Origin of the sequence: Pantoea sp. Ft-CA_14 (assembly GCF_024520875.1) — a bacterium.
Classification (GTDB): Bacteria; Pseudomonadota; Gammaproteobacteria; order Enterobacterales; family Enterobacteriaceae; genus Pantoea; species Pantoea agglomerans.
Genome location: NZ_JALNPM010000016.1, coordinates 19399 through 37042 on the forward strand (window position 1 = coordinate 19399; position 17644 = coordinate 37042).

The following is a 17644-nucleotide window of genomic DNA, read 5'->3' on the forward strand; positions in this document are numbered from 1 at the left end:
TTTTCGTCGCCTCCCAAATAAAGTGCCCTTCTGACTCAACCAGCCAGTTTCCTGGCCAGTTGGTTATGCTGACGCAACACGGCTGGCAGTTCAATTCCGGCCACTTGTCCGTCCCGTACCCGGACTTTTCCGTTAATGATGCTATAGGCAACCTGTCCCGGATTACAGAACACCAGGGCGGCTACAGGATCGTGCCCTGCCCCGGCAAGTCCAATTCGATTCAGGTCAAAAATGGCCAGATCGGCCATCATGCCCGGCGCAATGGTGCCCACATCATCGCGGTTTAGTACCTTTGCTCCACCCAGCGTCGCCAGTTCCAGTGCCTGACGTGCCGTCATCGCATCCGGGCCGAAGCCAACGCGTTGCAGAAGCATTGCCTGACGAACTTCGGCCATCATGTCTGAGCTGTCATTGGAGGCTGAGCCATCCACACCCATACCCACGTGTACGCCGGCATCACACATATGGCGTATCGGCGCAATACCGGAACCGAGACGCATGTTCGAGCAGGGACAGTGCGCGACGCCGGTACCGGTACGTGCAAAGAGTTCTATGCCATGCTGATCCAGTTTGACGCAGTGTGCATGCCAGACATCCGGTCCTACCCAGCCGAGGTCTTCAACATACTGTGCTGGCGTCATATTGAATTTTTCACGGCTATAACGGATATCGCTGTCGTTCTCCGCCAGATGGGTATGCATAGAGACATTGAAGCTGCGTGCCATCGCTGCGGATTGCTTCATCAGCTCACGGCTGACTGAAAACGGCGAACATGGCGCAACCACGATGCGTAACATCGAACCGTGGCTGTCATCATGGTAGCGCTCAATCACACGCTGCGTATCTTTAAGAATGGCAGCTTCATCCTCTACCAGCGCATCGGGTGGTAAGCCACCCAGGGACTTACCGACGCTCATGCTGCCCCGGCTCGCATGGAAACGCATGCCCATTAAGGCTGCAGCCTCAATACTGTCGTCAAGCTTACAGCCATTCGGATAGACGTAGAGATGGTCACTGGTAGTGGTGCAGCCGGAGAGCATTAACTCGGCCATGGAGATCTGTGTTGAGATATGAATCATCTCAGGCGTCAGATTCTGCCACAGTGGATAGAGGTGGGTCAGCCAGTTAAAGAGCTCGCCGTTTTGCACTGCAGGAATAGCGCGGGTCAGGCTCTGATACATGTGGTGATGCGTATTGATCAGGCCAGGGATGACAATATGTCCTCGCAGATCGATGATCTCATCCGCGCTATCAGGTAACGAGCGTGCTTCCCCGACTGCAAGGATCTTATTTCCTTTTATCAGAATAGAGGCGTTACCTATTTCCCTACGGTCAGCATCCATGCAGACCACACATTCAGCATTCTTCAGTAACAGAGTTCGTTCCATGCTATTGCCTGTGGGTAGTGGTTGTGTGTTACCCGATAATAGCGGCAAGCTTTTGGCAGAGCTAATCGCAGGTAACGCAGCTAACAGTGGCAATTTTAACAGTGACCGGCGTAAGCGGTCATGACTCTCCATTTTCACGGCACATTTCCTTGTACAGTTATGATAACCCCGGCGTTTATAGCCTGGCGTTTTCAGGCCACCTCGCCTGAAGAGAGGCAGCTTAATCCCTGCAAGCCCCTGAATTTGTGAGCACCATCAAATCCGTATTGCCACGGGCACAAATGGATCAAGCCCGAATCGCAGGCAAAAAAAAACCCCCTGCCGAAGCAGAGGGTTTCCTCAGAAAAAACGATTCTTATTACAGAACAGCTTTCTCGATTACGCGAACCAGGGTCCAGGATTTAGTCTTGGACAGTGGACGGCATTCGCGGATTTCTACCACGTCACCAATTCCACATTCATTGTTCTCGTCATGGATGTGCAGCTTGGTCGTACGTTTAATGAATTTGCCGTAGATCGGGTGTTTCACGAAACGTTCGATAGCAACAACTGCAGATTTCTGCATTTTGTCACTTACTACACGACCCTGCAGAGTACGGATTTTATCGGTCATTACGAACCCGCCTTCTCAGTCAGTAAAGTCTTAACGCGTGCAACATCACGGCGAACCTGTTTCAGCAGATGAGTCTGCTGCAGTTGGCCAGATGCTGCCTGCATGCGCAGGTTAAATTGCTCACGCAGCAGATTAAGCAGCTCAGTGTTCAGCTCTTCAACGCTTTTTTCACGCAGCTCAGTTGCTTTCATTACATCACCGTCTTAGTTACAAAGGTGGTTTTGATAGGCAGTTTTGCTGCTGCCAGCTTGAATGCTTCACGGGCCAGCTCTTCTGGTACGCCGTCCATTTCATACAGGACTTTACCAGGCTGGATCAGGGCAACCCAATACTCTACGTTACCCTTACCTTTACCCATACGCACTTCCAGCGGCTTCTCGGTGATCGGTTTGTCCGGGAATACTCGGATCCAGATCTTACCTTGACGCTTAACTGCACGGGTCATAGCACGACGTGCTGCTTCGATCTGACGAGCAGTCAGACGACCACGGCCAACAGCTTTCAGACCGAAAGTACCGAAGCTGACATCCGTACCCGCAGCCAGACCGCGGTTACGGCCTTTGTGCACTTTACGGAATTTCGTACGCTTTGGTTGTAACATCAGCGACTCTCCTTACTTACGGCCTTTACGCTGCTGCTTTTTAGGTTGAGCAGCCGGTTCCGGTTGTTCAACAGCAGCCATACCACCCAGGATCTCACCTTTGAAGATCCATACCTTAACGCCGATTACACCATAAGTGGTGTGCGCTTCAGAGGTGTTGTAGTCAATGTCAGCACGCAGTGTGTGCAATGGCACGCGACCTTCACGATACCATTCGGTACGTGCGATCTCGGCGCCACCCAGACGGCCGCTAACTTCGACTTTAATACCCTTCGCGCCAAGACGCATGGCGTTCTGAACTGCACGCTTCATAGCACGACGGAACATCACACGACGCTCCAGCTGTGAAGTGATGCTGTCAGCTACCAGTTTCGCGTCCAGTTCCGGCTTGCGGACTTCGGCGATATTAATCTGTGCAGGAACGCCAGCGATATTCGCGACGACCGTGCGCAGTTTTTCTACATCTTCGCCTTTCTTACCGATAACGATGCCCGGACGAGCGGTGTGAATAGTCACACGGATGCTCTTCGCTGGACGCTCGATAACGATACGAGAGACAGATGCTTTAGCCAGTTCTTTAGTCAAAAACTGACGTACTTTAAAATCGCTGTCCAGGTTGTCAGCGAATTCTTTGGTGTTCGCAAACCAGGTAGAGTTCCATGGTTTTACAATACCCAGGCGAATACCATTAGGATGTACTTTCTGACCCATTGCTAGTCTCCAGAGTCTCAGCGATCGGACACAACCACAGTAATGTGGCTGGTGCGCTTCAGGATGCGATCTGCACGACCTTTGGCACGCGGCATAATGCGTTTCATGGTCGGACCTTCATCAACGAAAATTTTCGTGATTTTCAGATCGTCGATATCAGCGCCATCGTTGTGTTCGGCGTTAGCAATGGCAGATTCCAGAACTTTTTTGACCAGTACAGCCGCTTTCTTATTGGTGTAGGTCAAAATGTCCAGTGCCTGCGACACTTTCTTACCGCGAATCAGGTCAGCAACAAGGCGAACCTTCTGAGCAGAAGAACGAGCGTGGCGATGTTGAGCTAAAGTTTCCATCTCTTCCTCCTACTTATTTCTTCTTGGCTTTTTTATCAGCCGCGTGACCGCGATAAGTACGTGTCGGCGCGAATTCACCCAGTTTGTGACCAACCATTTCGTCGGAAACAAAGACAGGAACGTGCTGACGACCATTATGGACAGCGATGGTCAAACCGATCATGTTAGGAAAGATCGTTGAACGACGGGACCAAGTGCGCAAAGGCTTCTTGTCACCGCTTTCCACCGCTTTCTCTACCTTCTTCAGCAAGTGCAGGTCAATAAAAGGACCTTTCTTGAGAGAACGTGGCATGGCTTATCCTCTAATATTATTTGCTACGGCGACGTACGATAAACTTATCGGTACGCTTGTTGCTACGGGTCTTCTTACCTTTGGTCTGAACGCCCCACGGAGTTACCGGGTGCTTACCAAAGTTACGACCTTCACCACCACCGTGCGGGTGATCAACTGGGTTCATCGCGGTACCACGAACGGTAGGACGAACACCACGCCAACGGGCTGCACCAGCTTTACCCAGAACGCGCAGCATATGCTCAGCGTTGCCGACTTCGCCCAGTGTTGCGCGGCAGTCAGACTCGACTTTACGCATTTCACCTGAACGCAGACGCAGGGTAACGTAAGAACCTTCACGCGCAACGATCTGCACGTAAGCACCGGCTGAGCGAGCAATCTGACCGCCTTTGCCTGGTTTCATTTCTACGTTATGCACGGTTGAACCCACCGGGATGTTACGCATCGGCAGAGTGTTACCTGCTTTAATCGCAGCATCAACGCCAGATTGGATCTGGTCGCCGGCTTTCAGGCCTTTAGGGGCCAGGATGTAACGGCGCTCGCCGTCTTTGTACAGAACCAGTGCGATGTTCGCAGAGCGGTTCGGATCGTACTCAAGACGTTCAACAACTGCCGGGATACCGTCTTTGTTGCGTTTGAAGTCAACAATACGATAAGCCTGCTTGTGACCACCACCGATATGACGGGTAGTGATACGACCATTGTTGTTACGGCCACCGGATTTGCTGTTTTTTTCTACCAGCGGGGCAAATGGTTTGCCCTTGTGCAGCTCCGCGTTTACCACTTTAACTACATGGCGACGACCCGGAGATGTCGGTTTACATTTAACAACTGCCATTGTCTTTCTCCTCCGACTTACTCAGCGCCGCCAGCGAAGTCCAGATTCTGGCCTTCTTTCAGGGTGACGTAAGCTTTTTTCCAGTCGCTACGACGACCGATACGCTGTCCTTGACGCTTAACTTTGCCCTTAACTACCAGGGTGTTTACGTCTTTAACTTCTACTTCGAACAGTTTCTCAACAGCAGCAACGATCTCTGCTTTGGTCGCGTCATTAGCAACTTTGAGAACGATGGTATTGGTTTTTTCCATCGCGCTAGATGCTTTTTCAGATACGTGCGGCGCGCGCAGTACTTTCAGCAGACGTTCTTCACGGATCATGCCAGCATCTCCTCAACTTGCTTAACTGCATCAGCAGTCATAACGACTTTGTCGAAGGCGATCAGGCTAACTGGGTCGATACCGGATGCATCACGTACGTCAACCTTGTACAGGTTGCGCGCAGCCAGGAACAGATTCTCATCCAGTTCACCGGTGATGATCAGCACGTCTTCCAGAGCCATGTCTTTCAGTTTCTGTACCAGCAGCTTGGTTTTCGGTGCTTCTACAGCAAATGATTCGACAACGATCAGACGATCTTGACGTACCAGTTCGGACAGGATGCTTTTCAGCGCGCCGCGGTACATCTTTTTGTTAACTTTTTGACTGTGGTCCTGCGGCTTCGCAGCAAAGGTCACACCACCTGAACGCCAGATTGGGCTCTTTACAGAACCTGCACGCGCACGGCCGGTGCCTTTTTGACGCCATGGCTTTTTGCCTGAACCGGTTACTTCGGCGCGAGTTTTCTGCGCACGAGTACCCTGGCGGGCGCCAGATGCGTAAGCAACAACAACCTGGTGAACCAGCGCTTCGTTGAAATCACGACCGAAGGTAGTTTCGGAAACAGTCAGCGCGCTCTGCGCGTCTTTCAATACTAATTCCATTGCTATCCCCTTACGCCTTCACAGCTGGTTTAACGATCAGGTCGCTACCGGTAGCACCGGGAACTGCACCTTTAACCAGCAGCAGGTTGCGCTCAGCGTCAACACGTACTACGTCCAGACTCTGAACGGTTACGCGCTCATTACCCAGCTGACCTGCCATTTTCTTGCCTTTGAACACTTTGCCCGGAGTCTGGTTCTGACCGATAGAACCCGGAACGCGGTGAGACAAGGAGTTACCGTGAGTAGCGTCCTGGGTACGGAAGTTCCAGCGCTTAACGGTACCGGCGAAACCTTTACCTTTAGAGGTACCGGTTACGTCAACTTTCTTAACTTCAGCGAAAATCTCAACGCTGATGCTCTGACCTACAGAGTATTCTTCACCTTCAGCGGTGCGGAATTCCCACAGGCCACGGCCAGCTTCAACGCCAGCTTTAGCAAAATGACCAGCTTCAGGTTTGGTCACACGGTTTGCTTTTTTAGCACCGGTGGTAACCTGAATTGCCTGGTAACCATCGTTTTCCAGGCCTTTGACCTGAGTAACGCGGTTCGCTTCAACTTCGATTACGGTGACGGGGATAGAAACGCCATCTTCAGTGAAGATGCGGGTCATGCCCACTTTTTTACCGACTAAACCAATCATTGTTTCAACCTCTCAATCGCTCGATGACCTGATTAACCCAGGCTGATCTGCACGTCAACACCGGCAGCCAGATCCAGACGCATCAGAGCATCAACGGTTTTTTCAGTTGGCTCAACGATGTCTACCAGACGCTTGTGAGTGCGGATTTCGTACTGATCACGCGCATCTTTGTTAACGTGCGGAGAGATCAGAACAGTAAAACGCTCTTTGCGGGTTGGCAGCGGGATTGGACCACGAACCTGCGCACCAGTGCGCTTGGCGGTCTCAACGATTTCCGCGGTTGATTGATCGATCAGACGATGATCAAACGCTTTAAGACGGATACGGATTCTTTGGTTCTGCATGAGACCAGAGCTCCAAACTTTTTATAGACGAAAAAAATTACTACTCGAGCCCATTACGATTGATGGGAGAGTGTAATCGTTCAGCATATAACTCCACAATTGGGAGTATTGTCAGGCGGCCTAAATTTCAGCCGTCTGCGATTCTGCTCGAATCGCGCCTGCAATATCTGCAGGCCCGCGCATTATACGTAAATCTGTTCAGGAAGCAACCCGTGTTGAGGTTTTACCCATTAAATTGTGGCCGGTTCGTGAAGCGTGCGTCGCATTGCACTGCCGTATCGCTGATAAATCAGTTATTCAGTTGTGAGTCTGTTTCCGCCCTTCTTCATTCATAGGTGACACAGAACCCGTTGCCCACGAGAGTGCATCTAACCTTTCGTCCGGAGCATAATCATGTCCCCCACTCTGATAACTCACATTGCTGCACTCGCAGGCGGAGGTGCACTGGGAAGCTTTCTTTCGCTGACCAGCCAGCGCTTCACCCCCGCCCTCTCACCCGCTCAATGGTTTGCCCTACTCTGCTTTCCGGGTTCGCACTGTAATCATTGCCGGCAGCGCCTGCTGTGGCGAGATGTGCTGCCGTTAGTCAGCTGGCCTGGCTTAAAAGGACGGTGTCGCTTCTGTCATCGCGCGTTCGGCGCAGAAAGCGTTGTCATTGAATGGCTGTTCGCCCTTCTGTGCCTGCTGGTGCTGCAGAGTTTTGACCACTCTGCGGAGGCTGTTTTTATTATTACGGCCTCCGGCCTCTTGCTGCTCGTGGCTGCCATCGATCGTCGCCACTTCTGTATACCTGACCCGCTCAATTATCTGCTGCTCTGGTCCGGATTATTCCATGCCACGCTGTCCGGAACCGAAACAACGGCGATATGGGGTGCTGTGGCGGGCTACTGTGCGTTGTGGCTGCTCGCCTGGAGCTATCGGCAGATGCGGGGGTACGAGGGATTAGGTTATGGCGATATCAAGCTTTTCGCAGCGTTAGGTGCCTGCTGTGGCTGGCAGGCATTACCCTGGATTGCGCTGGGTGCCACCGTTATGGCGCTGACGTCGATCGTGATGCTGCAACTGCGGGGTTTTATTCAGGGGAACAGCCCGCTGCCGTTTGGCCCTTTCCTGGCCATTGCGGGCTGGGTAACGATAGTGCTGCAGACCCGATTCACTCTTGTTTGATTTGAGCCTGCAGATAGTTCTGGATGCCCATCTTCTGGATTAACTCAAGTTCCGTCTCAATCCAGTCGATGTGATGTTCCTCATCAGCCAGGATTTCAATCATCATGTCACGGCTGACATAGTCATGCACTTTGTCAGCATAGGAGATAGCTTCACGTAGGTCTTTCGCGCCCTCCAGCTCCAGATTCAGGTCTGAACTCAGCATCTCCTCAACATCTTCACCGATACGGAGCCGTCCCAGATCCTGAAGGTTTGGGATCCCTTCCAGGAAAAGAATACGCTCAATATATTTATCGGCATGTTTCATCTCATCGATTGATTCATGGTATTCCACATCATTGAGGCGCGTCAGACCCCAGTTTTTGAACATGCGCGCATGAAGAAAGTACTGATTGATAGCAACCAGTTCATTTCCAAGCAGTTTATTGAGATGACTGATAACTTTGATATCGCCCTTCATTGTTAACCCTCCGCGTCTGGTTTATTAGAGCGTAGATGCGGTTAAAAAGAAGTCAAAAAAACGCGACAGATATTGTGGGTATTCACGCACCGATCGTCGGTCAGGCTATCTCTTTGTAGAGTGGTGCATGCTGCATCTCTTCATCCATAATTTCACGCGCAGCACGAATACATTTGCCGCATTGCTTGCCGACCGGCACAAGCTGGCGCAGTTGCTGAATAGATTTGGGCTGATAGCGACGCACGACTTCACGAAGGGTTTTATCACTGATGGCATTACACAGGCAGACGTACATTGATTCATCACTCGGGTACATTTTCTGTACACAGTGTAAATGCGAATCGTTTTTATTTCAAACCCACCCTTTGCAGGGTTATGGCGTTTTCAGAGCAAAAAAAAAGAGCACCGAAGTGCTCTTTTTACTGTGTTGCAGTGGCCATTTACACAGCCACAGCAGATATCACAATTAAGCGATAACTTTAGCAACAACACCCGCGCCAACGGTACGGCCGCCTTCGCGGATTGCGAAGCGCAGACCTTCGTCCATTGCGATTGGGTGGATCAGGGTAACAACCATTTTGATGTTGTCGCCTGGCATGACCATTTCAACGCCTTCTGGCAGCTCTACTGAGCCGGTTACGTCAGTTGTACGGAAGTAGAACTGTGGACGATAGCCTTTGAAGAACGGAGTATGGCGACCACCTTCGTCTTTAGACAGAACGTAAACTTCTGACTCGAACTGGGTGTGCGGCTTGATTGAGCCTGGCTTAGCCAGAACCTGGCCACGCTGGATGTCTTCACGCTTGATACCGCGCAGCAGAACACCACAGTTTTCGCCTGCCTGACCCTGGTCCAGCAGCTTACGGAACATCTCAACACCGGTACAGGTTGATTTCACAGTATCTTTGATACCCACGATTTCAACTTCGTCGCCGACTTTAACGATGCCGCGCTCAACACGACCGGTAACAACGGTACCACGGCCAGAGATTGAGAATACGTCTTCGATTGGCAGCAGGAACGGCATGTCGATCGCACGCTGTGGCTCTGGGATGTAGTTGTCCAGATGCTCAGCCAGTTCGATGATTTTCGCTTCCCACTCTGGGTTGCCTTCCAGCGCTTTCAGAGCAGAACCACGAACGATTGGAGTGTCGTCGCCTGGGAAGTCATATGCTGACAGCAGGTCACGAACTTCCATCTCTACCAGTTCCAGCAGCTCTTCATCATCAACCATGTCACACTTGTTCAGGAACACGATGATGTAAGGAACGCCAACCTGACGACCCAGCAGGATGTGCTCACGGGTCTGTGGCATTGGGCCATCAGTCGCAGCAACAACCAGGATCGCGCCGTCCATCTGCGCAGCACCGGTGATCATGTTTTTCACATAGTCGGCGTGGCCTGGGCAGTCAACGTGCGCATAGTGGCGAGTCGGGGTTTCATACTCAACGTGTGAAGTGTTGATGGTGATACCACGTGCTTTCTCTTCTGGTGCGTTATCGATCTGATCGAATGCACGAGCCTGGCCGCCGTAAGTTTTAGACAGTACGGTGGTGATAGCTGCAGTCAGGGTGGTTTTACCGTGGTCGACGTGACCGATGGTGCCCACGTTTACGTGCAGTTTGTTACGCTGAAATTGCTCTTTCGCCATGGCGATAATTCCTTACGTTGTGCCTTCACCATCTGGGTGAAGGCATCAGTTCAAATTTAAACCGTAGCTTATTTGCTACGAGCTTCAATAACGGCCTGCGCTACGTTGTTTGGCGCATCGTCATACTTCAGGAACTCCATGGAGTAAGAAGCACGACCTTTGGTCAGAGAACGCAGCTGAGTTGCGTATCCGAACATCTCAGACAACGGAACTTCAGCGTGAATCTGAACGCCAGTAGCGTTAGATTCCTGCCCTTTGAGCATACCACGACGACGGCTAAGGTCACCGATGACATCACCCGTGTTCTCTTCTGGCGTTTCAACTTCAACCTTCATGATAGGCTCAAGCAGAACAGGTGTCGCTTGTTTAAAGCCTTGTTTGAAGGCAAGAGACGCGGCCAGTTTAAACGCCAGTTCTGAGGAGTCGACATCGTGGTAAGAACCGAAGTGCAGACGCACGCCCAGATCCACAACCGGGTAACCAGCCAGAGGGCCTGATTTCAGCTGCTCCTGGATACCTTTGTCAACCGCAGGGATGTATTCACCAGGAATCACACCACCTTTGATGTCGTTGACAAATTCGTAGCCTTTCGGGTTCGAACCTGGCTCCAGTGGGTACATGTCGATAACAACATGGCCATACTGACCACGACCACCAGACTGCTTGGCGTGTTTACCTTCAACATCGGTAACTTTGTTGCGAATCGCTTCACGGTAAGCAACCTGTGGTTTACCCACGTTTGCTTCAACGTTGAACTCACGCTTCATACGGTCAACGATGATGTCGAGGTGCAATTCACCCATACCGGCGATGATGGTCTGGTTAGATTCTTCATCAGTCCATACGCGGAATGATGGGTCTTCTTTTGCCAGACGGCCCAGAGCCAGACCCATTTTTTCCTGGTCAGCTTTGGTTTTTGGCTCAACGGCGATAGAGATTACCGGCTCCGGGAACTCCATGCGCTCAAGGATGATGACGTTATCTGGGTCACACAAGGTGTCACCAGTGGTCACATCTTTCAGGCCGATCGCAGCTGCGATATCACCCGCACGAACTTCTTTAATCTCTTCACGCTTGTTAGCGTGCATCTGAACGATACGGCCCAGACGCTCACGGTTTGACTTAACCGGGTTGAACACGGTGTCACCCGTGTTAACAACACCAGAGTAAACGCGGAAGAAGGTTAAGTTACCCACGAACGGGTCGGTAGCGATTTTGAACGCCAGTGCAGCAAACGGCTCGTTGTCATCAGAGTGACGAACAGCCGGCGTGTCTTTACCGTCGTCCAGCATACCGTTGATCGCGGTAACGTCAGTCGGTGCTGGCAGATATTCAACAACTGCATCCAGCATCGCCTGAACACCTTTGTTCTTAAATGCAGAACCACAGGTTACCAGGATAATTTCGTTGTTCAGAACACGCTTACGCAGAGATGTTTTGATCTCTTCTTCAGTCAGTTCTTCACCACCGAAGAATTTCTCCATCAGCTCATCAGAGCCTTCAGCAGCGGCTTCAACCAGCTTCGCATGCCATTCTTCAGCCAGTTCCTGCATATCAGCTGGGATATCTTCGTAGACGAAGGTTACACCCTGGTCTGCGTCGTTCCAGTTGATTGCTTTCATTTTCACCAGGTCAACAACACCGGTGAATTTCTCTTCTGCGCCGATAGCCAGCTGCAGAGGAACTGGAGTTGCGCCCAGACGAACTTCCATCTGTTTAACAACTTTCAGGAAGTTAGCACCCATGCGGTCCATTTTGTTAACGAACGCAATGCGTGGAACTTTATATTTGTTAGCCTGACGCCATACGGTCTCAGACTGTGGCTGAACGCCACCAACTGCACAGTAAACCATTACCGCGCCATCAAGCACACGCATAGAACGCTCAACTTCGATGGTGAAGTCAACGTGTCCTGGGGTGTCGATAATGTTTACGTGGTGTGGTTCAAACTGCTTGGCCATACCAGACCAGTAACAGGTGGTCGCAGCGGAGGTGATGGTAATACCACGTTCCTGTTCCTGCTCCATCCAGTCCATGGTTGCTGCGCCGTCATGTACTTCACCGATTTTGTGGTTTACACCGGTGTAGAACAGAACGCGTTCGGTAGTGGTAGTCTTACCGGCGTCGATGTGCGCACTGATACCGATATTACGGTAGCGGGCAATGGGTGTTTTACGAGCCATTTGATTCCTCTGATTCTCGGACGTTCAAGGTAAGTCGACCCCAGCGGGTTGGCTGATTGAGCGCCCGCTGGTTTAACAACTACGTGGTGATTACCAACGGTAGTGTGCGAACGCCTTGTTGGCTTCTGCCATGCGGTGAACGTCTTCACGTTTCTTAACTGCTGTACCTTTGTTCTCTGCAGCATCAGAAAGTTCGTTCGCCAGGCGAAGAGCCATTGATTTATCACCGCGTTTACGAGCAGCATCTACGATCCAGCGCATTGCCAGAGCATTACGACGAACCGGACGGACTTCTACTGGTACCTGATAAGTAGAACCACCAACGCGACGTGACTTAACTTCGACAGTCGGACGCACGTTTTCCAGGGCTACTTCAAAAGATTCCAGCGCGTTTTTACCTGAACGCTGAGCCAGGGTCTCAAGCGCGGTATAAACGATTGATTCTGCAGTAGATTTTTTACCATCTACCATCAGGATATTTACAAATTTGGCCAGCAGCTCTGATCCGAACTTAGGATCTGGCAGAATTTTACGCTGACCAATGACGCGACGACGTGGCATGGAAATACTCCGTTGTTAATTCAGGATTGTCCAAAACTCTATGAGTTTATTTTGACATTTAATTTAAAACGTTTGGCCTTACTTAACGGAGAACCATTAAGCCTTTGGCTTCTTCACGCCGTACTTGGAGCGAGCCTGCTTACGGTCTTTAACACCTGAGCAGTCAAGCGCGCCACGAACGGTGTGGTAACGCACACCTGGCAGGTCTTTTACACGACCGCCACGGATCAGGATCACGGAGTGTTCCTGCAGGTTATGACCTTCACCACCAATGTAGGAGGTAACTTCAAAACCGTTGGTCAAACGCACACGGCAGACTTTACGCAGTGCGGAGTTTGGTTTCTTAGGAGTGGTGGTGTACACACGAGTACAAACGCCACGTTTTTGCGGGCAAGCTTCCAGCGCCGGCACGTTGCTCTTTGCAACTTTGCGGACGCGTGGTTTGCGAACCAGCTGGTTAACTGTTGCCATTAAATAGCTCCTGGATTTGCTTTTGCTTCGTAAACACGTAATAAATCGCCTCGTAGAATTACGAGGAGGCAGAATTTTAGGGCTGAGTCAAAGGGGTGTCAAGAAATAACCAGGTTTTAGCCGATTACCAGACCATTTGTTGCTGATGCCTGATCGTTAGCGTGACAAACCCAGTATAGTCTACTGACTGCACACGGGTCGAAATTTGTCCAGCGAGACCGCGAGCCTGGACATCTTCGTCCAGCACCCAGAGCGTCGCTTCGCTCTCTGACAGTCGCATCAATGCGTGGCTGCCAGCTAAAGCGGCCAGCACGCCATCCTGCAACAGCAGCAGGTCATCACCCGCACCCGCCATTAAAAGCAGGCTCTCAAGGTCACAGTGTGCCGGTGAGTGCAGTAACGTATGCAGCATTAACGTCTCTTAAAAAGTAAGAATGCGATCGTAGCTGGCCAGCGTCTGTCGCAGCGCCGGCGCGTCCAGTAGCGTAACATCCATCAACCGGTCAGCGTCAACCTCTAATCCACGCGCTATCAGCGATGTCCGGCAGAGATAGCAGTGTTCAATCTCATACAGTGCCAGCACGCCAAAGGTCGCGGCATAGTGACGGCTCTTAATCGTCTCAGGTTGCTGGTGCAGATTAAGCTGCAGCACGCCATCACCGATAAAAAACAGGCCGATATCCTCACTGAGCGCGCCCGTGGCCAGCGCGGCATCCAGCCCCTCACGTCCTGCGCTGCTGCCGTGCGGCGCCCGGGTAAAGACAAACGCGACCCGATTCATCAGAACTGCACCATGCGTTCACAGCTCAGCGCCGCTTCCGCCAGCGCGCCCAGCCCGCTCAGGGTAAAGCCCGGCTGCAGGTTACTGCCCGCCAGCTGGAGTCGTGCCGCTTCCTGCTGGTCGCTGACGCCACGACGCAGCGCGGCCGCCACACAAATATTCAGTGCCACACCCTGCTCCTGATGCAATGTCTGCCATGCGCGCACCAGATCAAACTCATCACTGGCGGGCGACGTCAGTTGGTTAGCGTTCAGCACCCCTTCGCGATAGAAGAAAACACTGTCAAGCTGATGGCCTGCCGTCAGCAGTGCGCAGGCAAACAGCCAGGCACTGGTCGCCTGTTGCGTACCGTAAGCCGGGCCGGTGACCAGCAGGGTGTAACGCATTACCGCTCCTGCCCCTGGAAGTCGCCATTTTTAAACTGACGGATATAGAGATAGACGGTGTGTTTGGAAATATTCAGCCGATCGGCCACCTGGTTGATGGCATCCTTGATGTCGAAGATCCCCTTCTCATACAGGTTCAGCACAATCTGACGATTCTTGGCGTTGTTCGATACATTACGGTCAGCACTCACCTCTTCAATGGTGAACTCCAGCGTCTGCATCACCAGATCGTCTACCGAACTGGCGAAGTTGACGTTGGAGTCAACCTGCTGCATCTCGGGCGGCATAAAGGTCGACATGATCTGTGAGAACGGCACATCAAGGTTCATGTTGATGCAGAGCAAGCCAATGACCCGCTGCTGACGGTTACGAATCGCAATCGTGACCGATTTCATCAGCACGCCGCTTTTGGCACGTGTGAAGTAGGCACGGGAGACATTACTGTCCGCGCCATGCATATCATGCAGCATACGCAGGGCTAAATCGGTAATAGGCGAACCGACTTTACGTCCAGTGTGTTCACCATTAGCGATACGCACTGCCGAACACTTAAGATCTTCAAGCGAATGCAGGACAATTTCACAATGCGAACCGATCAACATCGCCAGGCCATCCACGACAGCCTCGTACGATTTCAGAATATCGTAATCACTTTGTTCGAACGGGCGCTGCTCCAGAAGATCGAAGTCGCTCAGTTCACCCGGATTGAATGGATTAGACATTGAAGAGTATCACCCTGAATGGCTGGAGCCTGTCACAGCGGCTTATGGGCAGACTCAATATTGGGATAATTAGGCAGGCATTAGTCTGGCAAATGTCGTCGGCTTATGCCAGAGGTTTGTCGTGAAGCCGAAATGAAACCGCCGCCCGGAGGCGGCGGTCAGCAGATTACTGCGCTTTTTCTGCAGCAGCAGGCGCAGGAGCCTGTGCTTTTTCATCTGCCTTTGGCGCGGGTTTGATATCAAGCAGCTCGACATCAAACACCAGGGTGGAGTTAGCCGGGATGCCCGGAACGCCATTTTTGCCGTAAGCCAGATTTGGTGGGATCACCAGCTTGATCTTGCCGCCTTTCTTCACGTGCTTCAGACCTTCAGTCCAGCCCGGAATGACACCATCCAGACGGAATGAAAGTGGCTCGCCACGGGTATAAGAGTTGTCGAATTCAGTACCGTCAATCAGCGTCCCTTTGTAGTTTACCACTACAGTGTCGCTGTCTTTAGGTGCGTCGCCGGTACCCTCTTTCTCAACTTTATACAGCAGGCCGCTTTCGGTTTTCTTCACGCCGCTCTCTTTAGCAAATTTGGTTGCGTAAGCTTCGCCCTTTTCAGAGTTCTCTTTCGCATCTTTTTCCATTTTCGCTGAGGCTGCGCCTTTCACGCGGCCCTCAAAGGATTGCAGCGTCTGCTCAATCTCTTCATCAGAGAGTTTGCTCTTGCCACCAAATGCATCCTGAACACCAGCGATCAGCTGCTGCTTATCCAGTTTGATGCCCAGTTTTTCCTGCTCCTTCAGGGAGTTGTCCATGTAGCGACCCAGCGAAGCACCCAGCGCGTAGGCAGACTGCTGGTCTTCATCTTTGAAGGCAGCATTTTTCGGTGCCTGAGGCGCAGACTGTGGCGCGGCGGCTGGTGCAGCCTGTGGCGCCGCAGCGGTATCTGCCGCCATTGCCAGCGGAGCATTCAGCGCAACAGCCATGGTGGTAGCTAACAATGTGACTTTAAACAGTGATTTCATCCATTCTCCAAAACCGAAGCGTCTAACCTCGGGAAACATTGCGGACTTCAGGGTCCACACTATAACTTTACGTGGCAGTGTCGAACACTCCCACAATGTAATTACCCGGTTAACCTCCGACCTTTATAACATCGGGAAGTTTCATCAGAGATGATGCCGCGCTGCCTTTTTTCAAGCGCAACGCCTCCGGGCGTGAAAAAAACAGGTGATTCCTGGCATTCAGATCGTAGAATCACGCCCCGAGTCGCACCTTAACAGAGGAACAGGTCATGCAACAATCTGAGTGGGAACAACGTCTGGAGACGCTGGAGAGCAAACTGGCCTTTCAGGAGATGACTATCGATCAGCTGAACAGCGCGGTCGTTCAGCACGAGCTGGAGATGAATAAGATGCGTGAGCAGATGCGCATTTTAACCGACAAGCTCAAAGCGAATGCGCCATCGATCGTCGCCTCACAATCTGAAGAGACGCCACCACCGCATTACTGATCGCGGGCTATCTGGCCCCGGCTTACCCGGGCAGAACCAGAATACGTGCCAAAAGAAAGGCCACCCGAGGGTGGCCTTAAAAGGTCTGTTGAGACTTAGTGGCTGCAGCCGCAGCCGCCAGTGCCACAACCGCCTTTACCCTGATCATGGTCGTGGTCGTGGTCGTGATCATGGCCGTGATCGTGGTCATGATGATGGCCATCTGCACCGTGAACGTGGCCATGAGCCAGTTCTTCCGGCGTGGCTTCGCGGATAGCAACCACTTCAACGTTGAAGTTCAGGTTCTGACCCGCCAGCATGTGGTTACCATCAACCACGACGTGATCATCTTCCACTTCGGTGATTTCTACCGGTACCGGGCCCTGATCGGTTTCTGCCAGGAAGCGCATGCCAACCTGCAGTTCGTCAACGCCCATGAAGACGTCTTTAGGAACGCGCTGCACCAGGTTATCGTCATACTGACCGTAGGCATCGTTTGCCGGGATATGCACATCAAACTTGTCGCCGGCAATGTGGTTTTCCAGCGCATTTTCCAGACCAGAAATCAGGGAACCATGACCGTGCAGGTAGTCTAACGGTGCACTCACCGGTGACTCGTCAACTAACACGCCGTCTTCTGTACGTACCTGATAGGCCAGGCTTACCACCAGGTCTTTTGCTACTTTCATGATATCTCCTAACCGTTGAGAGCTGAGATCCCGTCTCATTGGTCTATTCTTTCGTGCAATAACACCAACCAGAAAGGTTCGGGGCTGAGTACAAGAGGGTTTTCACTTTCTCTTGCGACTACAGCGTTAATGGCGACAATTGTAACGGAATTCAATCCCGCTGTAAGTCCAGGCGTAAAAAAAGCTGCGCCATTCCGCTACTCAGGATGAAAAATACCGATAACCTGCTCATTAGTGCGAACCTGATCGCGCGCCTGCTTATCGGCCTCACGCATCTGGTGACCACACTTCACGCACTCCACCACATCGACATTATTTTCACGCCACATTGCCAGCGTGTCCTTCTCCTGGCAGTGCGGGCATGTCGCACCAGCAATAAAACGTTTACGCATTAG

Annotated in this window: 27 protein-coding genes; 2 read left to right on the forward strand and 25 right to left on the reverse strand. The window is 51.9% G+C overall.

Annotated elements, in window-relative coordinates; genetic code table 11:
* Nucleotides 1–35: 35 nt before the first annotated feature.
* The 12 genes from NR195_RS19830 to rpsJ form a co-directional block, all read right to left on the reverse strand.
* The gene (locus NR195_RS19830) at nt 36–1388 is read right to left on the reverse strand and encodes an 8-oxoguanine deaminase (RefSeq protein WP_033772970.1); all 1353 of its coding nucleotides are present in this window, start codon (nt 1386–1388) and stop codon (nt 36–38) included.
* 358 nt (nt 1389–1746) lie between these two features.
* Nucleotides 1747–2001 (reverse strand): 30S ribosomal protein S17, encoded by a 255-nt coding sequence (rpsQ, locus tag NR195_RS19835; RefSeq protein WP_003850147.1) that lies wholly within the window; start codon nt 1999–2001, stop codon nt 1747–1749.
* Nucleotides 2001–2192 carry a 50S ribosomal protein L29 gene (rpmC, locus tag NR195_RS19840; protein ID WP_003850146.1) on the reverse strand — a complete coding sequence of 64 codons (192 nt, stop codon included), beginning with the start codon at nt 2190–2192 and terminating at the stop codon, nt 2001–2003. The genes rpsQ and rpmC overlap by 1 nt, the downstream gene beginning before the upstream one ends.
* Nucleotides 2192–2602, reverse strand: a complete 411-nt coding sequence (gene rplP / locus NR195_RS19845; protein WP_008927134.1) for a 50S ribosomal protein L16 — start codon at nt 2600–2602, stop codon at nt 2192–2194. Before rplP ends, rpmC begins: the two co-directional genes overlap by 1 nt.
* A gap of 12 nt (nt 2603–2614) precedes the next feature.
* Nucleotides 2615–3313, reverse strand: coding sequence for a 30S ribosomal protein S3 (rpsC, locus tag NR195_RS19850; protein ID WP_009087585.1), 699 nt, complete (start codon nt 3311–3313; stop codon nt 2615–2617).
* 17 nt (nt 3314–3330) lie between these two features.
* The gene (gene rplV / locus NR195_RS19855) at nt 3331–3663 is read right to left on the reverse strand and encodes a 50S ribosomal protein L22 (RefSeq protein WP_008927136.1); all 333 of its coding nucleotides are present in this window, start codon (nt 3661–3663) and stop codon (nt 3331–3333) included.
* Nucleotides 3664–3676: 13 nt separating this feature from the next.
* Nucleotides 3677–3955, reverse strand: coding sequence for a 30S ribosomal protein S19 (rpsS, locus tag NR195_RS19860; protein ID WP_001138115.1), 279 nt, complete (start codon nt 3953–3955; stop codon nt 3677–3679).
* A gap of 16 nt (nt 3956–3971) precedes the next feature.
* Nucleotides 3972–4793 (reverse strand): 50S ribosomal protein L2, encoded by an 822-nt coding sequence (gene rplB / locus NR195_RS19865; RefSeq protein WP_008927137.1) that lies wholly within the window; start codon nt 4791–4793, stop codon nt 3972–3974.
* A 17-nt stretch (nt 4794–4810) separates the two neighbouring features.
* Nucleotides 4811–5113 (reverse strand): 50S ribosomal protein L23, encoded by a 303-nt coding sequence (rplW, locus tag NR195_RS19870; RefSeq protein ID WP_003850708.1) that lies wholly within the window; start codon nt 5111–5113, stop codon nt 4811–4813.
* Nucleotides 5110–5715: a 50S ribosomal protein L4 gene (rplD, locus tag NR195_RS19875; RefSeq protein ID WP_003850711.1), complete on the reverse strand. Its 606-nt coding sequence runs from the start codon at nt 5713–5715 to the stop codon at nt 5110–5112. Before rplD ends, rplW begins: the two co-directional genes overlap by 4 nt.
* A 10-nt stretch (nt 5716–5725) precedes the next feature.
* Nucleotides 5726–6355 carry a 50S ribosomal protein L3 gene (gene rplC, locus NR195_RS19880; RefSeq protein WP_003850712.1) on the reverse strand — a complete coding sequence of 210 codons (630 nt, stop codon included), beginning with the start codon at nt 6353–6355 and terminating at the stop codon, nt 5726–5728.
* Nucleotides 6356–6387: 32 nt separating this feature from the next.
* Entirely contained in the window at nt 6388–6699 is a 312-nt protein-coding gene (rpsJ, locus tag NR195_RS19885; RefSeq protein ID WP_001181005.1) for a 30S ribosomal protein S10, read from the reverse strand.
* A gap of 393 nt (nt 6700–7092) precedes the next feature.
* On the opposite strand from rpsJ, the gene NR195_RS19890 reads away from it, so the two are divergent.
* The gene (locus tag NR195_RS19890; RefSeq protein WP_187484901.1) at nt 7093–7866 is read left to right on the forward strand and encodes an A24 family peptidase; all 774 of its coding nucleotides are present in this window, start codon (nt 7093–7095) and stop codon (nt 7864–7866) included.
* On the opposite strand, the gene bfr is transcribed toward NR195_RS19890, so the two are convergent.
* From bfr to fkpA, 11 genes are all read right to left on the reverse strand, one after another.
* The gene (gene bfr, locus NR195_RS19895; protein WP_010253012.1) at nt 7853–8326 is read right to left on the reverse strand and encodes a bacterioferritin; all 474 of its coding nucleotides are present in this window, start codon (nt 8324–8326) and stop codon (nt 7853–7855) included. The two genes, NR195_RS19890 and bfr, sit on opposite strands and share 14 nt — an antisense overlap.
* A 100-nt stretch (nt 8327–8426) precedes the next feature.
* Complete coding sequence (gene bfd, locus NR195_RS19900; protein WP_010671585.1) at nt 8427–8621, reverse strand: bacterioferritin-associated ferredoxin; 195 nt, start codon at nt 8619–8621, stop codon at nt 8427–8429.
* A gap of 171 nt (nt 8622–8792) precedes the next feature.
* Nucleotides 8793–9977, reverse strand: a complete 1185-nt coding sequence (tuf, locus tag NR195_RS19905) for an elongation factor Tu (RefSeq protein WP_010253018.1) — start codon at nt 9975–9977, stop codon at nt 8793–8795.
* 68 nt (nt 9978–10045) lie between these two features.
* The gene (gene fusA / locus NR195_RS19910; RefSeq protein ID WP_010253020.1) at nt 10046–12160 is read right to left on the reverse strand and encodes an elongation factor G; all 2115 of its coding nucleotides are present in this window, start codon (nt 12158–12160) and stop codon (nt 10046–10048) included.
* Between the two features lie 90 nt (nt 12161–12250).
* On the reverse strand, nt 12251–12721 hold the full coding sequence (rpsG, locus tag NR195_RS19915; RefSeq protein WP_003852909.1) for a 30S ribosomal protein S7: 471 nt from the start codon (nt 12719–12721) through the stop codon (nt 12251–12253).
* 96 nt (nt 12722–12817) lie between these two features.
* Nucleotides 12818–13192: a 30S ribosomal protein S12 gene (rpsL, locus tag NR195_RS19920; protein WP_003852912.1), complete on the reverse strand. Its 375-nt coding sequence runs from the start codon at nt 13190–13192 to the stop codon at nt 12818–12820.
* A 124-nt stretch (nt 13193–13316) separates the two neighbouring features.
* Nucleotides 13317–13604 carry a sulfurtransferase complex subunit TusB gene (gene tusB, locus NR195_RS19925; RefSeq protein WP_010253026.1) on the reverse strand — a complete coding sequence of 96 codons (288 nt, stop codon included), beginning with the start codon at nt 13602–13604 and terminating at the stop codon, nt 13317–13319.
* A 9-nt stretch (nt 13605–13613) separates the two neighbouring features.
* On the reverse strand, nt 13614–13973 hold the full coding sequence (gene tusC, locus NR195_RS19930; RefSeq protein WP_182500898.1) for a sulfurtransferase complex subunit TusC: 360 nt from the start codon (nt 13971–13973) through the stop codon (nt 13614–13616).
* Complete coding sequence (gene tusD, locus NR195_RS19935; protein WP_010671584.1) at nt 13973–14359, reverse strand: sulfurtransferase complex subunit TusD; 387 nt, start codon at nt 14357–14359, stop codon at nt 13973–13975. Before tusD ends, tusC begins: the two co-directional genes overlap by 1 nt.
* The gene (locus NR195_RS19940; RefSeq protein ID WP_010253029.1) at nt 14359–15081 is read right to left on the reverse strand and encodes a transcriptional regulator; all 723 of its coding nucleotides are present in this window, start codon (nt 15079–15081) and stop codon (nt 14359–14361) included. Before NR195_RS19940 ends, tusD begins: the two co-directional genes overlap by 1 nt.
* 166 nt (nt 15082–15247) lie before the next feature.
* Nucleotides 15248–16093 (reverse strand): FKBP-type peptidyl-prolyl cis-trans isomerase, encoded by an 846-nt coding sequence (gene fkpA / locus NR195_RS19945; RefSeq protein ID WP_010253030.1) that lies wholly within the window; start codon nt 16091–16093, stop codon nt 15248–15250.
* Between the two features lie 269 nt (nt 16094–16362).
* On the opposite strand from fkpA, the gene NR195_RS19950 reads away from it, so the two are divergent.
* On the forward strand, nt 16363–16581 hold the full coding sequence (locus NR195_RS19950) for a SlyX family protein (RefSeq protein WP_010253031.1): 219 nt from the start codon (nt 16363–16365) through the stop codon (nt 16579–16581).
* A 95-nt stretch (nt 16582–16676) separates the two neighbouring features.
* Here NR195_RS19950 and slyD read toward each other — a convergent pair whose 3' ends face one another.
* Nucleotides 16677–17249 carry a peptidylprolyl isomerase gene (gene slyD / locus NR195_RS19955; RefSeq protein ID WP_163793758.1) on the reverse strand — a complete coding sequence of 191 codons (573 nt, stop codon included), beginning with the start codon at nt 17247–17249 and terminating at the stop codon, nt 16677–16679.
* Between the two features lie 197 nt (nt 17250–17446).
* Nucleotides 17447–17641 (reverse strand): YheV family putative zinc ribbon protein, encoded by a 195-nt coding sequence (locus tag NR195_RS19960; RefSeq protein WP_010253033.1) that lies wholly within the window; start codon nt 17639–17641, stop codon nt 17447–17449.
* Nucleotides 17642–17644 lie beyond the last annotated feature (3 nt).